13 protein-coding genes are annotated in these 17,038 nt (G+C 62.1%); 4 read left to right on the plus strand and 9 right to left on the minus strand.

What is annotated here, in order from left to right; all coding sequences use genetic code 11:
- Positions 1-86: 86 nt before the first annotated feature.
- From murI to GH983_RS09925, 4 genes are all read right to left on the minus strand, one after another.
- Positions 87-917 carry a glutamate racemase gene (murI, locus tag GH983_RS09910; protein ID WP_153762311.1) on the minus strand — a complete coding sequence of 277 codons (831 nt, stop codon included), beginning with the start codon at positions 915-917 and terminating at the stop codon, positions 87-89.
- Positions 895-1,728, minus strand: a complete 834-nt coding sequence (locus tag GH983_RS09915) for an RNA methyltransferase (RefSeq protein ID WP_153762312.1) — start codon at positions 1,726-1,728, stop codon at positions 895-897. Before GH983_RS09915 ends, murI begins: the two co-directional genes overlap by 23 nt.
- A 67-nt stretch (positions 1,729-1,795) precedes the next feature.
- Positions 1,796-2,383 (minus strand): hypothetical protein, encoded by a 588-nt coding sequence (locus tag GH983_RS09920; RefSeq protein ID WP_153762313.1) that lies wholly within the window; start codon positions 2,381-2,383, stop codon positions 1,796-1,798.
- Positions 2,380-2,898, minus strand: a complete 519-nt coding sequence (locus GH983_RS09925) for a hypothetical protein (protein ID WP_069041234.1) — start codon at positions 2,896-2,898, stop codon at positions 2,380-2,382. Before GH983_RS09925 ends, GH983_RS09920 begins: the two co-directional genes overlap by 4 nt.
- A 220-nt stretch (positions 2,899-3,118) precedes the next feature.
- On the opposite strand from GH983_RS09925, the gene GH983_RS09930 reads away from it, so the two are divergent.
- A complete protein-coding gene (locus GH983_RS09930; RefSeq protein ID WP_153762314.1) occupies positions 3,119-4,333 on the plus strand; it encodes an NADP-dependent isocitrate dehydrogenase in 1,215 nt (404 codons plus the stop codon).
- A gap of 33 nt (positions 4,334-4,366) precedes the next feature.
- Here the strand turns inward: GH983_RS09930 and GH983_RS09935 are convergent, their stop codons facing one another.
- Positions 4,367-4,891, minus strand: a complete 525-nt coding sequence (locus GH983_RS09935) for a hypothetical protein (protein WP_153762315.1) — start codon at positions 4,889-4,891, stop codon at positions 4,367-4,369.
- 206 nt (positions 4,892-5,097) lie between these two features.
- Here GH983_RS09935 and GH983_RS09940 point away from each other — a divergent pair, with 206 nt between their 5' ends.
- A complete protein-coding gene (locus tag GH983_RS09940; protein ID WP_153762316.1) occupies positions 5,098-6,732 on the plus strand; it encodes a SulP family inorganic anion transporter in 1,635 nt (544 codons plus the stop codon).
- A 5-nt stretch (positions 6,733-6,737) separates the two neighbouring features.
- Here GH983_RS09940 and GH983_RS09945 read toward each other — a convergent pair whose 3' ends face one another.
- The 3 genes from GH983_RS09945 to recA all read right to left on the minus strand — a co-directional run bounded on the left by GH983_RS09945 (position 6,738) and on the right by recA (position 12,024).
- A complete protein-coding gene (locus GH983_RS09945; protein WP_246727538.1) occupies positions 6,738-7,988 on the minus strand; it encodes a diguanylate cyclase in 1,251 nt (416 codons plus the stop codon).
- A 137-nt stretch (positions 7,989-8,125) separates the two neighbouring features.
- Entirely contained in the window at positions 8,126-10,783 is a 2,658-nt protein-coding gene (alaS, locus tag GH983_RS09950) for an alanine--tRNA ligase (protein ID WP_153762317.1), read from the minus strand.
- 152 nt (positions 10,784-10,935) lie between these two features.
- The gene (gene recA / locus GH983_RS09955; RefSeq protein WP_054149777.1) at positions 10,936-12,024 is read right to left on the minus strand and encodes a recombinase RecA; all 1,089 of its coding nucleotides are present in this window, start codon (positions 12,022-12,024) and stop codon (positions 10,936-10,938) included.
- 242 nt (positions 12,025-12,266) lie between these two features.
- On the opposite strand from recA, the gene GH983_RS09960 reads away from it, so the two are divergent.
- Both GH983_RS09960 and GH983_RS09965 read left to right on the plus strand, forming a co-directional pair.
- Positions 12,267-13,211, plus strand: a complete 945-nt coding sequence (locus GH983_RS09960) for a carbohydrate kinase family protein (RefSeq protein ID WP_153762318.1) — start codon at positions 12,267-12,269, stop codon at positions 13,209-13,211.
- A gap of 29 nt (positions 13,212-13,240) precedes the next feature.
- Positions 13,241-14,167, plus strand: a complete 927-nt coding sequence (locus tag GH983_RS09965) for a pseudouridine-5'-phosphate glycosidase (RefSeq protein ID WP_153762319.1) — start codon at positions 13,241-13,243, stop codon at positions 14,165-14,167.
- A 91-nt stretch (positions 14,168-14,258) separates the two neighbouring features.
- Here the strand turns inward: GH983_RS09965 and cckA are convergent, their stop codons facing one another.
- Positions 14,259-16,880: a cell cycle histidine kinase CckA gene (gene cckA / locus GH983_RS09970; protein WP_153762320.1), complete on the minus strand. Its 2,622-nt coding sequence runs from the start codon at positions 16,878-16,880 to the stop codon at positions 14,259-14,261.
- Between the last annotated feature and the right edge of the window lie 158 nt (positions 16,881-17,038).

A 17,038-nucleotide genomic window follows, 5' to 3' on the forward strand; every position in this document is an offset into this window, starting at 1 on the left:
ACTAAGGGGCTAAGCTCCTCTACACCGGCTGAGCGTCCGGCAACGCCTCATAGGTAACACGGCGCACCTCAGGTCCCAAAGGGAGATCAGCGGAAAAATGGCGTGTCGAGGGCCTTCACGGCCAATCCCATGCCCTGCATCAGGCGTCTGGTGGCGAAATCCTGGCTACCGGACGTAAAGACCGCAAAATCGAAATTGTCGGGATGCTCGGCCCCTTCGACGAGCGGGACAAGCCGCCGCGCCTGACGCGCGATCGCTTCCGCCGGATCGAGCCAGTCCACCGGCCAGGGCGCAAGCCTGCGAAAGACATTGGCGAGGAAGGGATAATGGGTGCAGGCGAGCACCACGATGTCTGTCCGCAAGCCTTCCCTGTCGACGAAACACGGCGCGATTTCTGCCAGAACATCCGCATCATCGAGGGTTTCGCCACGGATATAAGCTTCCGCCATGCGCGCGAGGTTTTCGGAGCCGACGAGCCGCACATGGCATTGCGAGGCGAAAGACTGTATCAGATCGCGGGTATAGGCCCGCTTGACAGTGCCCGGCGTCGCCAGAACCGAGACAAGCCCGGATCGCGTGCGTTCCGCAGCAGGCTTGATCGCCGGCACCGTACCGATGAAGCGCATGTCAGGGAAGCGATGCCTGAGATCGGCGCCGGCAAGCGTGAACGCCGTATTGCAGGCGACAATTACGGCGTCTGGATCGTAGCGGTCGAAAAGCTCTTCGAACAGCAGGGCAATGCGCGCCTTGAGTGGCTCTTCCTCCCAGCCACCATAGGGAAAGCCGGCATCGTCGGCGACATAGATGAAGCCACGTTCCGGCATCAGCAGCCGCGCTTCGCGCAAGACGGTGAGACCGCCAATCCCGGAATCGAAGACCAGGATCGGCTTGAGATCAGGCGTCCCGGTTGTCGTCATGCTGAGCCTCAGCCTCGCTCTCGCTCTTTCCCGCAGGCGGCCTCTGGCCCGGTCGTGCAAAACGGTCGAGCGAACTGATGACACCGCGGACCACATGGATCTCCGGACCGGTGAAAGCACGTCTGCTGAACACGGCTCGCAGGTTCTCGATCATCCTGGCCTTTTTGTGGACCGGATGGAAGTAGTTGCGCGCATCGAGCGCTTCTTCCAGATGTTCGAACAGGCCGATGACCTGCTCCTTGGTCGCTGGCGGCTGTTCCGGCGCGTCAAAGGGCACCCCATGCACATCCTCCATGCCGGATTTCATCCACTCGTAGGACATGAGCAGAACGGCCTGGGCGATGTTCAGCGAGGCGAAGGCAGGATTGACGGGAAAGGTGACGATCTCGTCGGCAAGCGCCACTTCCTCGTTAGACAGGCCGGACTTTTCGCGACCGAAGAGGATGCCGGTCTTTTCACCGGTGCGGAACCTGGCTCGGAGCGTCTCCGCCGCCGTTACCGGGGAGCGGACAGGCTTGAAGCCGTCGCGAAATCGAGCAGTCGTCGCGTAGACGAAGTTCAGGTCTGCGATAGCCTCCTCAAGCGTGTCATAGACGACTGTGCCGTCAATGACATGATCGGCCTTGGAGGCCGCGGCACGGGCCTTATCGGACGGCCAACCGTCACGCGGATTGACGAGACGCAGTTCAACCAGGCCAAAATTGGCCATGGCGCGCGCCACCATGCCGATGTTTTCGCCGAGTTGCGGCTCCACCAGAATGATTGCCGGCCCCTCGGCCAGCAGAACGCGCTCACTGTTCGTCCCTGCCATTACGTTTCCCTCAAAGCTATTTCGCGCACCCCTTGGCACAAAATGCCCCGCAGGCAAAGAGGAGGGCCTACTCTTTGGGCCAAGATCCCGTCAGCCGGAAATCGAGATAGGCCTTGGTCATGGCAGCGAATTCCGCCTTGACCGAGCTTTCGAGCGCACCCTCGCGGTCGCTATCGCTCCACAGGTTGTCGATCACGTAGCGACCGTCTTCCTCGACGACATGGAAAACCGTCTGTGGCCGAGAGAGATCAGGCGCATGGCCGAAGCAGGAGACGGCATCGAAATAGACGTCGACGGGGGTAACCCCATCCCGCTCCGCCCGGGCCTCGATGCGGACATCCCTCAATTCGCAACTGTCCTGGCCGCCAATGACCACGTCATAGCCGAGCATGTAGCCGCTGCCATCCTGCAAGGCGTCCGTCTTCTCGGCGAGACGATAGACGTCGACAAAGCTTGCGCTGTAGATCGTGGCGAGCAGGCGATCATCGAAATAGCCGGACGCCTCCACCTTGGGCGCATCCTTGTCTTTCCATCCAGCGACGCTCATCACGATCCGCACCGGTTCGAGCGGATTGGCTGCCAGGACCGTCTTTGCCGGAATTAAGCCCACCATTGCGGCAACGGCGGTGAGGCCGACGGAGCGGAGGCGGTTCACAGGCCACCCTGCCGCTTCAGGTCCTGCTTGATCGAACTGCCGGACTGCCCGTTCTCGACGGGATAGATGTCGTCGATGACAGGGCGACCGCCCTCCTCGACGACGTGGAAGATCAAGACGGTATCCGGCGCATCGCCGCCACCAAAACAGGAACGGTTGTCGAACAGGGCGGTTACCTGCCCGTCGCCGTCATCCTCGATCCTGATGTCTTCGAAGGGACATCCATCCTGTCCCTGCGCGATCGGGTCATAGTCGAAGGGGAAGCCCGTGGTCTCTCCTTCGGGAATGTCATAGGGCGGGTTCTTCGAAGCCGCCTCGAAGGCCGATGCGAAGTCCTTGCTGAACACGCGAGACAGCCGGTCCTTCGAGAAGACCTCCTCTTCCTGGCCAGTGGTGCCCTCGGCCCAATTCCGGGCGGTCGCCTCCACCACTTCGCGGACGGGCGCTGTGACATCCGCTGCCATTGCAGTGCCCGACGACAGCATCAGCAGCAATACGATCCAGGTGCTCTTCATGAAAACTCTCCCGAGGCTCTCTCTGCCGCCGTTCTAACTGAAAGCGTGCGCGCCATCAGGACCAAGTTTGGGACGAAAACGCACGCCAAAAGTCTGAGCGAGATTTTCCCCGAAGGTGGCCTCTGCTGTTTGCCTTGTAACGAGAGAATGTTATAGGCAGGCCATCGGCAGAGCGCCCTCCCCGCGCCTGCGCGTCAGGCAAAAACTCGTGAGGATATTCATGACCAAGATCAAGGTAGCCAACCCGGTCGTCGATCTCGACGGCGATGAGATGACCCGCATCATCTGGCAGTTCATCAAGGACAAGCTGATCCTGCCCTACCTGGATCTCGACATCGAATATTACGACCTGTCCGTCGAGAACCGCGACGCCACCAACGACCAGGTGACCATCGACGCCGCCCAAGCCATCAAGAAGCACGGCGTCGGCATCAAGTGCGCGACGATCACCCCTGATGAGCAGCGCGTCAAGGAATTCAACCTCAAGGAAATGTGGAAGAGCCCGAACGGCACTATCCGCAACATCCTGGGCGGCGTGATTTTCCGCGAGCCGATCATCTGCAAGAACGTCCCCCGCCTCGTTCCCGGCTGGACCAAGCCGATCGTCGTCGGCCGTCACGCCTTTGGCGACCAGTACAAGGCGACCGACTTCAAGTTCCCGGGCAAGGGCAAGCTGACGATCAAGTTCGTCGGTGAAGACGGCGAAGTGATCGAGAAGGAAGTCTACAACGCACCGGGCGCCGGCGTTGCCATGGCGATGTACAACCTCGACGAATCGATCCGCGAATTCGCTCGAGCCTCGATGATGTACGGCCTGATGCGCAAGTGGCCGGTCTACCTGTCGACCAAGAACACGATCCTCAAGGCCTATGATGGTCGCTTCAAGGACATCTTCGAAGAAGTCTACCAGGCCGAGTTCAAGGCGAAGTTCGAGGAAATCGGCATCGTTTACGAACACCGCCTGATCGACGACATGGTCGCCTCGGCTCTGAAGTGGTCTGGCGGTTACGTCTGGGCCTGCAAAAACTACGACGGTGACGTGCAGTCGGATACGGTTGCGCAAGGGTTTGGCTCGCTCGGTCTGATGACCTCGGTTCTGCTGTCGCCCGATGGCCGCACGGTCGAAGCCGAAGCTGCCCACGGTACGGTCACGCGCCACTACCGCCAGCACCAGAAGGGTCAGGAAACCTCGACCAACTCGATCGCCTCGATCTTCGCCTGGACCCGTGGCCTCGCCCACCGCGCCAAGCTGGACGACAACACCGAGCTGGCCAACTTCGCCACGACGCTGGAAAAGGTCTGCATCGACACGGTTGAGGCTGGCTTCATGACCAAGGACCTGGCCCTGCTCATCGGTCCGGACCAGCCGTGGCTCTCCACGACAGCCTTCCTCGACAAGGTTGACGAGAACCTGAAGAAGGCCATGGCCGCCTGATCGGCAGCCAAGGTTTGAACATTCAGAACCCGGTCACGGCAACGTGGCCGGGTTTTCCAATTCTGGATCAGCAAGATCCTCGCCCTGATCGACCTCGTCGAAGCGCTTGCGGATTTCCGCACCGAGCCTGCGGCCGGTCATGTGATAGCCCGAAAGCGGGAGCGCGTAGGTCTCCAGCCGCTCGGGTTCATCCTCGTCAAGATGGTCGATATCGATCACCCAGCGCCCTTCGACGCGCCGCTGCGCCAGTTCGACCATGGATGCCCAGGCGATCCGCCGATCGGTGCGATAGTCGATCAGTTCTTCGTTGTTGAGCTCGACCAAGGGCCGCATCGCCCCTGCAATCCCCTGCCAGCCTCTTCGAAGACCGAAGAGTGCAAGCGCCACGAGCGCGAGATAGACCAGCACCATGGGACTGGCCCAGCCGCTCCCGAGCAGGCTGGCCAGCAATCCGCCGAAGGCCACGGACATGACGATTGCGGATGTCGCCGCCCAGAGGACGGCAAAGCCCCGGCGCGGATAGACGATCAGGGTGGGATATGTTGTCTCGGTCTTCATCAACGATCACCATAGGCAAGATTCGCGACGGCGAACAGAACCGGTTTGGCAGCAGCTGTCGGTCAGCGTTCGCTGGGAGCCGCTAGCGCAGCGCACCGACACTATCCCTTTGGCCATGTTGTCAAAAGTCGGGACTCAGCGTCCAATAGAATGACAGGTGTGGCGGGAGGGGCCGGCCACGCCCCCATCCGGCAAGCGCGACCACCATGACTGACGTCATCCTGCCCAAAACCATCAGCGTATTTCGCGAAGGCTACGGCCTTGGCCGCCTCAAGGCGGATGCGCTGGCAGGATTGACCGTTGCCATCGTGGCCCTGCCGCTTTCCATGGCCATTGCGATCGCCTCCGGCGTGACGCCGGACCGTGGGCTTTATACTGCGATCATCGGTGGTTTCCTCGTCTCGCTTCTGGGCGGCAGCCGCCACCAGATCGGCGGACCGGCCGGTGCCTTTATCGTTCTGGTCAGCACAACTGTTGCCACCCACGGAATCGACGGCCTGCTGCTCGCAACCGCCATGGCCGGACTGATGCTGATCGCCTGCGGCCTGCTGAGGCTCGGCGACTACATCAAGTTCATCCCCTATCCGGTGACCGTCGGCTTTACGGCCGGCATTGCCGTGATCATCTTCGCAAGCCAGATCGGCGAACTGCTGGGCCTGACATTCCCTGGTGGCGAACCCGGCCCTCTGGCCGACAAACTCGAAGCGATTGTCGCCGCCCTTCCGGCCTTCTCCCCCTCAGCCGCAGCAATCGCGGCTCTCACCATTGCCATCATCCTTGTCCTGCGCCGGGTCCGGCCAACATGGCCGGGCCTGTTGATTGCGGTCATCGTCGCCTCGCTCGCCGCTGCACTGCTGCAGTTGCCGGTCGCAACGATCGGCTCGAAGTTCGGTGGCATTCCGTCCGGCCTGCCTCTGCCTTCCCTACCGACCATCACGCCCGAACTGGCGATCGCCGTTCTCCCGGATGCCATCGCGTTTGCGCTCCTGGGCGCGATCGAATCGCTTCTTTCCGCAGTCGTTGCGGACGGCATGACCGGACGGCGCCATCGGTCGAACACGGAACTGCTGGCACAGGGCGTTGCCAATATCGGCTCGGCGCTCTTCGGCGGCATCTGTGTGACAGGCACGATCGCGCGCACCGCGACCAATGTGCGGGCCGGCGCCACGAGCCCCGTCTCCGGCATGTTGCATGCGGCCTTCCTGCTTGCCTTCATGCTGGTCGCCGCCCCGCTTGCCGCCTATATCCCGCTGGCAGCACTCGCGGGCGTGCTCGCCGTCGTATCCTGGAACATGGTTGAGAAATCGGCGATTGCCGCCCTCGTGCGCTCCTCGCGCGGCGAAGCACTAATCCTCGCCGTCACCTTCCTGCTCGTCGTCTTCCGCGACCTGACCGAAGGCATCGTGGTCGGCTTTTCGCTGGCCGCGCTGCAGTTCATCCACCACATGTCGAAGAACATTCGCGTGACCGCCGAAGGGCCGGAAAAACCGCTGGACGCAACGGACACGGCGACGGTCACCTATCGCCTGGACGGCGCCTTCTTCTTCGGCGCCGTGGCAGCGGCCGGCGCGGTGCTCGACCGCATCGGGGACGACCATCGCAACCTTGTACTCGACTGCACCGGGATCCGCTTCGTCGACACCTCAGGTGTCAATCTACTGGCGAGCGTGATCCGCAAGGCCATCCGCCACGGCGTCGAGGTTTATGTTGTCACGGAACGCAGCGAGTTGAAGACGATGCTGCATCATCAGGAAATCCCGGAAACGGGCGTCCACTTCGTGAAAACACTCGCAGAAGCACGCGAAACCCTCGCCAATGGCCCGGCGCAAGGTCACGACTGAACCGATCAGGCTGCGGACCTTGATTCGGCGGAAGCCGCTTCGGGGGAAGTTTCCGTCGCCTGGGGATGGTGCTGGCTCTCCGCAGGACAGTCCAAGCCGCCCCAGGTCACCCGGTTGCGCCCGGCCTTCTTCGAAACGTAGAGCGCCTTGTCGGCAAGCGCCAGGGCACGGGGGAAATCGAGAGGCCCGGAGGGTAGCGACGCCGCGCCGATGCTGACGGTTATCGTCGGTAGCAGAACCTCATGGTGGACGATCATGCTGCTGACATGGATACGCAGAACATCCAAGAGATCCGGCTGACGCAGCACGACACTGGCCGGCAGATAGACACCGAATTCTTCGCCACCCAGACGCCCGACGATGCCAGCCTCGGGAACCTCACGTGTTAAGAGGCGGCCGAGTTGCATCAGAACCGTATCGCCTGCGGCGTGGCCGTAAGTATCGTTGACCTGCTTGAAATGATCCGCATCAACAACTGCAAGCACCGCACCTTGCGCTGAACCGCCCATATCGGCACGCGCCCGGGTGATGGCGTCGATAAACGCCCGTCTGTTGCGCAAGAGGGTCAGAGCATCGGTTTCGGAGGCGATCTTGTATCGGCGTGTGGCCCGTTCATGCACCATGGCAAAGATCGCCAATGCGGCAACCAGCCCCTGGAGGAAGAAGCCGAATGTCATGGCGCCATACCAGAATGGCGCATGCCCGGCGACGAGCTGCACCGGCTCGACGAACTGCATCGGGATACGGATGAGATAGGCGGCCCCATGCGTTCCAAAGGCGATGAGCGCGAGCATGCGAGCGGGAAGAGGTTCGCGACGCTGCCCCCGAAACAGGACCGGCATGATCAGGAACGAATAGCCCGAATAGAGGACGGAGGCGACGAAAATGCGGACGCCCAAGTCTGCGCCAAATGTCGGCACGGCAAAAAGCGACAGCCAGACGATACCGCCCGCCGCCGCAACCAAACCAGCTCCCTTTCTGGTTTCGCCCTCGAAGGCAAGGCAGCCGAGCCAGATCAGGCCAAGACTGAAAATCCCAAGCCCATTGCCGAGACCAAGCGCGATGAACGGCGGGGCCAGGTCGCGAAGGCTGACCAGAACCATGCCGAGCGCACCGGCCGAGAAACCCAGCGCCCAGAAACCCAGGGCTCGGTTGTCCCGCTCATGGGTCCAGAGCAGGGTCAGAAAGCCCGACACCATGATCAGCGTTCCCGCCAGGCAAACGGTAAGCGTCGGAATGTGGAAAACTTGGGCCAAGTCGCGAACCTCAAAGAGGACTTTGGCTTAGCACGCAAGGCTGAAGGAAATTGAAAAGTAATTGGTAAATCCCGATAATCTCAAACGAAAAAGGCCGGGCAAAGCCCGGCCTCGATCATCCCGCAAATGCAATCAGATCAGGCAAGTGCTGCCTCCACTGCAGCAATCGCTGCCTCGGCCTCCGAACCATCCGGACCACCGGCCTGGGCCATATCGGGACGTCCGCCGCCGCCCTTGCCGCCGAGCGCGGCAGAGGCCACGCGCACCAGATCGACAGCGCTGAAGCGGTCGGTCAGGTCAGGCGTGACGGAGACCACGGCGCTCGCCTTGCCATCTTCGGCAACTGCGATCAGGACGACGACAGCGGTCGCGAGATCGGCCTTCGCCTCATCAGCCATGCCCTTTAGATCCTTGGCGTCGATGCCAGCCAGGATGCGGCCGATGAAATTGATGCCGTTCACCTGCTTCGGTGCCTCGGCACCGCCCGATGCGCCGCCACCCATGGCGAGCTTGCGCTTGGCATCCGCAAGCTCTTTCTCGAGCTTGCGGCGCTCGTCGACGAGGGCCTCGACACGGGCGACGACGTCAGTCGGCTGAACCTTGAGCGTCGAAGCGAGCGTCTTCACGCGCTCGTCCTGCTCGGCGAGATAGGCGCGCGCCGCCTCACCCGTCAGCGCTTCGATGCGGCGCACACCGGCACCCACGGCGCTTTCGCCGACCAGACGAACCAGCCCGATATCGCCCGTCGCCGACACATGCGTACCGCCGCAAAGCTCGGTCGAATAGGACTTGCCGACCTTCTCGCCACGCAGCGCCGTTCCCATCGATACGACGCGAACCTCGTCGCCATACTTTTCACCGAACAGCGCCATGGCGCCCTCGGCAATCGCATCGTCAACCGCCATCAGGCGGGTGGTGACTGGTGCATTCTGGATGATGATCTCGTTTGCCATCTCCTCGACCACCTTCAGCTCGTCGGCCGAGATCGGCTTCGGATGCGAGATGTCGAAACGCAGGCGCTCGGGTGCAACGAGCGAACCCTTCTGGGCGACATGCGTGCCGAGCACCTCGCGCAGTGCCTCATGCAGAAGGTGGGTAGCGGAATGGTTCGAGCGCAACCGCGAGCGACGGGCATGATCGACGTTCAGCTGGACCGCGCCGCCGGCCTTGACCACGCCGTTCTGGACGGTCGCGACATGCACGAAGACGCCCTCGCCCTTCTTCTGCGTGTCGCTGACGGCAAGCGAAAAGCCTTCGCCGACGATCTCGCCGGTATCGCCCATCTGGCCACCGGACTCCCCGTAGAACGGCGTCTGATTGACGACGATCTGCACCTCGTCACCGGCGCTCGCCTGCTCGATGACCTTGCCATCCTTGACGACGGCCAGAACCTGGCCTTCGGCGGTCTCCGAGCTGTAACCCAAGAATTCGGTTGCGCCGAACTTTTCCTTGAGCTCGAACCAGACGGTCTCCTGGGCCTTGTCACCGGAGCCCGCCCAGCTGGCACGGGCTTCGGCCTTCTGGCGCTGCATGGCATCGTTGAAGCCGGTGAGGTCAACGCCGATACCCCGGCCGCGCAGCGCGTCCTGGGTCAGGTCGAGCGGGAAGCCATAGGTGTCGTAGAGCTTGAAGGCGGTCTCGCCGTCGAGGCTGTCGCCCTTGTCGAGGGTAGCCGTCGCATCGGACAGCAGCGTCAGGCCGCGCTCCAGGGTCTTGCGGAAGCGGGTTTCCTCGAGCTTGAGCGTCTCGGAGATCAACGCCTCGGCGCGCACCAGTTCCGGATAGGCGCGGCCCATCTGCTGCACGAGGACCGGCAGCAACTTGTAGATGACCGGGTCCTTCGCGCCGAGCAGCTGCGCGTGACGCATCGCACGGCGCATGATGCGGCGCAGCACGTAGCCTCGACCTTCGTTCGACGGCAATACACCGTCGGCGATCAGGAAGGCTGACGAGCGAAGGTGGTCGGCGATGACGCGGTGGCTCGCGCGACGCTCGCCTTCGGCCTTCACGCCGGTGAGATCGACGGAGGCGTCGATCAATGCGCGGAACAGGTCGATGTCGTAGTTGTCGTGTTTGCCCTGCAGGAGGGCCGCAACGCGCTCGAGACCCATGCCGGTGTCGATCGACGGCCGCGGCAGGTCGATGCGCTCTTCCTTCGTCACCTGCTCATACTGCATGAAGACGAGGTTCCAGATTTCGATGAACCGGTCGCCGTCTTCTTCCGGCGACCCCGGAGGGCCACCCCAGATGTGGTCGCCATGATCGTAGAAGATTTCCGAGCATGGACCGCAGGGGCCGGTATCACCCATCGCCCAGAAATTGTCGCTGGTCGGGATGCGGATGATCTTGTCGTCCGAGAGGCCGGCAATCTTCTTCCAGAGGCCATGGGCCTCATCATCCGTATGGTAGACAGTGACCAGCAGGCGGTTGCGGTCGATGCCGAATTCCTTGGTGATCAGGTTCCAGGCAAGCTCGATGGCACGTTCCTTGAAATAGTCGCCAAAGGAGAAATTGCCGAGCATTTCGAAGAAGGTGTGGTGGCGCGCGGTGTAGCCGACATTGTCCAGGTCGTTGTGCTTGCCGCCGGCGCGCACACATTTCTGCGCGGTCGCAGCCGTCGAGTAGGGGCGCTGCTCAAGACCCGTGAAGACGTTCTTGAACTGCACCATGCCGGCATTGGTGAACATCAGCGTTGGGTCGTTGCGCGGCACCAGCGGGCTGGAGGAAACGACCTCGTGACCGTTCGTCTTGAAGTAATCGAGAAAAGTCGACCGGATGTCGTTTACACCGCTCATGTCACGCCCTTCATTCAGGCCGGGAAGCCGGCCAATTTGCAAAATCAATGGCTTTTATCGCCCGGCTTCATCCCTGTCCAGCAGCCGAAACGAAAACCGGCCGCGTCTCGAAGGAAACGCGGCCGACACGATAGTCGAAAATGGAGGGCAGTTTACGCGTCGTCGGCAACATCACCGTCGTTGGCGTCGGGCCCACCGTTCTGAAGGAATTTCTCCGCGATCAGTCCGGCATTCTGGCGCAGCGCCATCTCGATTTCCTGGGACACCGCAGGATTGTCGCGCAGGAAGAGCTTCGCGTTCTCACGCCCCTGGCCGAGACGCTGGCTGTTATAGGAGAACCAGGCCCCCGATTTCTCGACAATGCCCGCCTTGACGCCGAGATCGACGAGCTCACCGGTCTTGGAGACGCCTTCGCCATACATGATGTCGAATTCGACCTGTTTGAAGGGCGGCGCCATCTTGTTCTTGACGACCTTGACGCGGGTCTGGTTGCCGACGACCTCTTCGCGATCCTTGACAGCACCGATACGGCGAATGTCGAGACGCACGGAGGCGTAGAACTTCAGCGCGTTACCGCCGGTCGTCGTTTCCGGCGAGCCGAACATGACGCCGATCTTCATGCGGATCTGGTTGATGAAGATGACCATCGTCTTCGACTTGGAGATCGAGGCCGTCAGCTTGCGCAGCGCCTGGCTCATCAGGCGAGCCTGCATGCCCGGCAGGCTGTCGCCCATTTCGCCTTCGATTTCCGCACGCGGCGTCAGCGCAGCGACCGAGTCGACCACGAGCACGTCGATCGCGCCTGAGCGCACCAGCGTATCGGTGATTTCAAGTGCCTGCTCGCCGGTGTCCGGCTGCGAAATCAGGAGGTTCTGCAGATCGACGCCGAGCTTGCGGGCATAGATAGGATCAAGCGCATGTTCGGCATCGACGAAGGCGCAGATGCCGCCCTTCTTCTGCGCTTCGGCGATAGTCTGCAGCGCAAGCGTCGTCTTACCCGAGCTTTCAGGCCCGTAAATTTCAATGATGCGCCCCTTCGGCAGGCCGCCAATGCCGAGCGCGATATCGAGGCTGAGCGACCCCGTCGAGACCGTCTCGACTTCGACCACGCTCTCGTTCGCGCCGAGTTTCATGATCGAGCCCTTGCCGAACGACCGTTCGATCTGCGAGAGCGCCGCTTCCAATGCCTTGCTTTTATCCACCGATTTGTCCTCTACAAGCCGCAAAGAATTCTGTGCCATTTGATCCACCTTTAGGTTATTGAGGCCGCATAGGCAATGAAGCCGCCGATGGGGAATATGTACTCTTTTTGTTCTCATTTTGCAAGAGCAAGCCAAGCGGTTGAATCTCAATCGTTTTCGAGAGCGTGTTCGAATGATGTTCCGCGCGCCTGCACGAGTCCGCGCGTGGCGGGCGTAGCTGCTAAGTCAACGCGGCCGGGTAGCGGTTCGATTCGTGTTTCGACGATGCTGGAGGCATGCCCATGACGATCGAAATCCTGGCGATCGGCGGCGCCCATATCGACCGACGCGGCCGCATTTTTGCAGAGACGAAGCCGGGCGCCAGCAATCCCGGCCAATGGTTCGAGGAGGTGGGCGGCGGCGTCTTCAACGCGGCCTGCAATCTCTCCCGCTTGGGCCGCTCGGTCCGCCTGATTGCGCCACGCGGCGGCGATGCGGCAGGCCAGATGGTGGCGGATGCAGCCGAACGCGCCGGTCTCGACGACCAGCCCGTGATGTTCCTCGATCGCGCGACCCCGAGCTACACGGCCATCCTGGAGCGCGACGGCAATCTGGTCATCGCCCTTGCCGACATGGCACTGTATGACGCCTTTTCAGCGCGGCGGATGCGGGCGCGGTCGCTGCGCGACAGCCTGACCGAGGCAGATCATGTTCTGGCCGACGCCAACCTGCCGGCAGACACATTGACTGTACTGGCGGCGACCTGCCATGCGGCCGGCAAGGGGCTGTCGGCCATCGCGATTTCGCCTGCCAAGGTGGTGAAATTCGCGCGCGCCCTGCCCTTGCTCACCCATCTTTTCATGAATGGTGCTGAGGCTGAAGCGATTGCCGGTCAGCGCCCCGAGCGGCCGGAGGACTGGCCGGACCTGTTGCGCGCCAAGGGCTTGCGCGGTGGCAGCGTCACAAGCGGCAGCGGCCCAACCGTCGTCTTCGATGAGAGCAGCGTCGCCGTGATAGAGCCGAAGCCGCTCGAGCAGATCGCCGACGTCACCGGGGCCGGCGATGCCTTCGCCGCCGGTTTCCTGCATGCCCGCCTGTCCGGCGCGAAACTGGACGAAGCGCTCCGCCATGGCACGGCAAGTGCCGCGATCACGCTCGCCTGTCCCAATGCGACCGATGAAAATCTCTCCCCGGAAAAGCTTGCACGTCAGATGGCTCTTGTCGCGCCGGCCCGTTTCCTGTCATGAGACCCTGAATTTCTAACGGAAGATCCCCCATGACCCGTTCCATATCGCCCCTTCTGCCCATCACCTATTCGAGCGAAGTCAGCGCCGCCAAGCAGCGCGGTGCACCGATCGTCGCACTTGAATCGACGATCATCACCCATGGCATGCCCTATCCGGGCAATCTGCAGATGGCCCGCAGCGTCGAAGACATCGTGCGCCAGCAGGGCGCCGTGCCCGCGACCATCGCCGTCATCAAGGGCGTGCTGCATATCGGCCTGGAACCGGCAGAACTCGAGGCGCTGGCGCAGATGGAGCATGTGATGAAGCTCTCGCGCGCCGATCTCGCCTTTGCGATCGCCGAGCGGCGCAACGGTGCGACGACCGTTGCAGCAACGATGATCGCCGCCTACCGCGCCGGTATCCATGTCTTTGCAACCGGCGGCATTGGCGGCGTGCACCGTGGCGCCGAAGAAAGCTTCGACATCTCCGCCGACCTCGAAGAACTGGCGCGCACGGCAGTGATCGTCGTTTCGGCCGGCCCGAAGGCGATCCTCGACATTCCGAAGACCTTGGAAGTTCTGGAAACGCGCGGCGTTCCGGTCGTCACCTATGACAGCGAAGACTTCCCCGCCTTCTGGTCGCGCAGCTCGGGCCTGAAGAGCCTGCTCAACCTGCAGAGCCCGGCCGCGATCGCCAATTTCCAGAAGATGCGCGACCAGCTCGGCATCGATGGCGGCATGCTGATCGCCAATCCGGTTCCGGAAGGCGACGAGATCCCGCGCGAGGAGATGGAAATCTACATCAGCCGGGCGCTTGCCAATGCCGAACGCGACGAGATCGCCGGCAAGGCGGTGACACCATACCTGCTCGACAACATCTTCCACCTGACCGGCGGTCGCTCGCTGAAGACCAATATTGCGCTGGTCGAGAACAATGCCCGCCTGGCAGCCAAGATCGCCGTCGCCATGAACGGCTGACAGCCAAGCATCACGTGACAAGAAAAGAACCCGCCGGAGCGATCCGGCGGGTTCTTTGTTTCAAGCACACTCCATAACTCTACAAACGCCCTCAGCCTTCGCCATCCAGCATTTCACGCACGGCGACGGCCAGCTGCTTGAGCGAGAAGGGCTTCGGCAGGAAGCCGAACTTGGCGTCGGCCGGCAGATTGCGGGCAAAGGCGTCCTCGGCATAACCCGACACGAAGATGAACTTCAGATCCGGATATTTCTTGCGCAGCTCGGTGAGCAGGGTGGGGCCGTCCATCTCGGGCATTACGACGTCGGAGACGACGATGTCTACCGCCCCGTCGAGCTCTTCCATGATGTCAAGCGCCTCGACGCCGGAGCCGGCCTCATGCACGGTATAGCCGCGCGTCTCAAGCATGCGCTTACCGCCGCGCCGAACGGCCTCCTCATCCTCGACGAGAAGAACGACGGCCGACTTGCCTGTGAGATCAGGAGCATCCTGCGACTCAGCCTTGGCACTGGCCGTCGCAACCGTGATCGTGTCACCGCTGACGGAGGCCAGGACCTGGCCTTCGGCCACCGGCTGAACCTCGGGCACGTGGCGCGGCAGGAAGATGCGGAAAGTCGTCCCCTTGCCGACCTCGGACTCGGGATAGATGTAGCCCCCGGACTGCTTGACGATGCCGTAGACCATTGCAAGCCCGAGGCCCGTACCCTTGCCGACTTCCTTCGTCGTGAAGAAGGGCTCGAAGATCTTGTCCATGATCTCGGGCGCAATACCGGTGCCGGTATCGGCAACCTCGACCAGCACCATATCTTCCGACGGCAGACCGCGATAACCAAAGCCTTCGGCCTGCTCGGCAGTTATGTTGTGTGTCGAAACGGTGATCGAACCACCATCGGGCATCGCATCGCGCGCATTGACGCAGAGGTTGATGAGAACCTGCTCGAACTGCGACAGGTCTGTTTTCACCGGCCACAGATCGCGACCGTATTCGACCTTGAGCTTGACGTTCGTGCCTGAAATCAATCGATCGACCAGCATTCTGAGGTCGCCGATCACATCGGTGAGGTTCAAGACACTCGGCCGCATTGTCTGCTTGCGCGAGAAGGCAAGCAGCTGGCGCACAAGCACCGCCGCACGATTAGCGTTGCGCTTGATCTCCATGAGGTCGGCGAAGCTTGCATCCGAAGGCCGCGCCTGCAGAAGCAGGTGGTCGGAGGACAGAAGAATGGCCGTCAGCACGTTGTTGAAGTCATGCGCGATGCCACCGGCGAGTGTTCCCACCGCATTCATCTTCTGCGTCTGTGCCATCTGCGCCTCAAGCGCCTTCTGGTCGGTCACATCGACGGCATAAACGATGGCCGCCTCTTCCGGCGCCTCGTCGCTCTGGTCGATCACGGCGTTCACGTAGAAGCGGAAATGCCTGCTGTCATTTGTCGGATGGCGGCTGTCGATCGGCGAGATGTCCACCTGTCGGTCCATGGCGGCGGCGAGCGCGCCCCGGAAGCCTTCACGTTCGCTCTCGTGCAGAACCACCTCGATCAGCCCGTGTCGTTCGATCTCGTCCCGCGAGATGATATCGGCAAAGAGTTTCATGAACGGGGCGTTGGTCCTCAGGATCCGGCCCTCGCCGTCGACAGAGGCGATCGCCATCGGCGTATTGTTGAAGAAGCGGGTGAAGCGCATCGAAGCGACCGAATCGGACTGGTCGCCGTTCTCGCTCTGGCTCCGCGCAAGCACGATCGACCGGCTCTCGCCGGGCGCACCATCGCGGGCGGCGCGGACGCGGTGCACGAGGCGCACAGGCAGGCTCTGGCCGTTCACGCGCCTGAGATCGAGGTCGAGGGTTTCCGTGCGAGCCTGGCCCGGTTCGGCCTGCACCGAATCGATCAGCGCCATGCCTTCCCCGGCCACGAGATCCGAGATCGTCATCGAGCCCGGATTGAACTGGGTGAGATCGACACCCAGCCATTCGGCGAGCGTCGCGTTGAGATAATAGATCTCGCCCTTGCGGCCGGCGGAGAAGAAACCGGCGGGGGCATGGTCGAGATAATCGATCGCGTGCTGCAATTCCTTGAAGAAGCGCTCCTGATCGTCACGTTCGGCGGTGATGTCCGAAATCTGCCAGACATGCAGCGGCTTGCCACGTCCTTCACCCGACAACAACCGCGCCTTCAGCCGGTACCAGTGTGCACCCGAGCCGTTGACCGTCTGGTTGCCGAGCGGCTTCAGCAGCCGGAACTCCTCGTAGCTGTCGCGCCCCTCGCGAAGACCATTGGTCAGGCGGTAGAGCGCCTCGCTCGATTCCCGGTAACGCGATAGCAGCGCTTCGAGCGTCTGCACCTCCGTTGGCTTGCGCGCGCCGGTCATCGTGCCGTAGGCCACGTTGGCGAAGACAATGCGGCCTTCGCTGTCGGTAATCAGCGTGCCATCCGGCTGGCTTGCGAGGAAACGGCGCGCAAGCGTGTCGCTGTTCGACTGCGGCATGACCTCGATGAAACCGATCACCGCAGACACGATGAAGAAGATCCCCATCATCGCAAGGATGCCGAGAACGCCAAGCACAACCTGATTGTCGAGCTGGTCGCGGAAAAAGATGAAGGCGGCGGACGCCGCGATCAGGGCAAGGGCGAGCAGCAGGATGCGCAACGCCATACCGACGCCATTACGGCGATCGACCAGCGGGCCGTCTCCATCTCGATCATACTGCTTTCGTGTCATTGATGCCTCTTGCCTAAGCGCACGGAAGATCCGACCTAGCGAGAATCGGCGCTCCCACCTGTTTATCAATATGCCGTAGCTGCAAAAAGCAAAGAAAGGGCCATACGGCTCCGCCCAGCCGCTCCCCCACAGGAATGCCGCAATCCTGGCCGATCGTG

It is taken from the genome of Agrobacterium sp. MA01, assembly GCF_009650195.1.
Lineage (GTDB): Bacteria > Pseudomonadota > Alphaproteobacteria > Rhizobiales > Rhizobiaceae > Allorhizobium.

What these genes read in the sequence shown, in the direction of transcription:
- murI (WP_153762311.1), bottom strand. Translation starts at nt 917, where the DNA reads ATGACGACAACCGGGACGCCTGATCTCAAGCCGATCCTGGTCTTCGAT.
- GH983_RS09915 (WP_153762312.1), bottom strand. Translation starts at nt 1,728, where the DNA reads ATGGCAGGGACGAACAGTGAGCGCGTTCTGCTGGCCGAGGGGCCGGCA.
- GH983_RS09925 (WP_069041234.1), bottom strand. Translation starts at nt 2,898, where the DNA reads ATGAAGAGCACCTGGATCGTATTGCTGCTGATGCTGTCGTCGGGCACT.
- GH983_RS09930 (WP_153762314.1), top strand. Translation starts at nt 3,119, where the DNA reads ATGACCAAGATCAAGGTAGCCAACCCGGTCGTCGATCTCGACGGCGAT.
- GH983_RS09935 (WP_153762315.1), bottom strand. Translation starts at nt 4,891, where the DNA reads ATGAAGACCGAGACAACATATCCCACCCTGATCGTCTATCCGCGCCGG.
- GH983_RS09940 (WP_153762316.1), top strand. Translation starts at nt 5,098, where the DNA reads ATGACTGACGTCATCCTGCCCAAAACCATCAGCGTATTTCGCGAAGGC.
- alaS (WP_153762317.1), bottom strand. Translation starts at nt 10,783, where the DNA reads ATGAGCGGTGTAAACGACATCCGGTCGACTTTTCTCGATTACTTCAAG.
- recA (WP_054149777.1), bottom strand. Translation starts at nt 12,024, where the DNA reads ATGGCACAGAATTCTTTGCGGCTTGTAGAGGACAAATCGGTGGATAAA.
- GH983_RS09960 (WP_153762318.1), top strand. Translation starts at nt 12,267, where the DNA reads ATGACGATCGAAATCCTGGCGATCGGCGGCGCCCATATCGACCGACGC.
- GH983_RS09965 (WP_153762319.1), top strand. Translation starts at nt 13,241, where the DNA reads ATGACCCGTTCCATATCGCCCCTTCTGCCCATCACCTATTCGAGCGAA.
- cckA (WP_153762320.1), bottom strand. Translation starts at nt 16,880, where the DNA reads ATGACACGAAAGCAGTATGATCGAGATGGAGACGGCCCGCTGGTCGAT.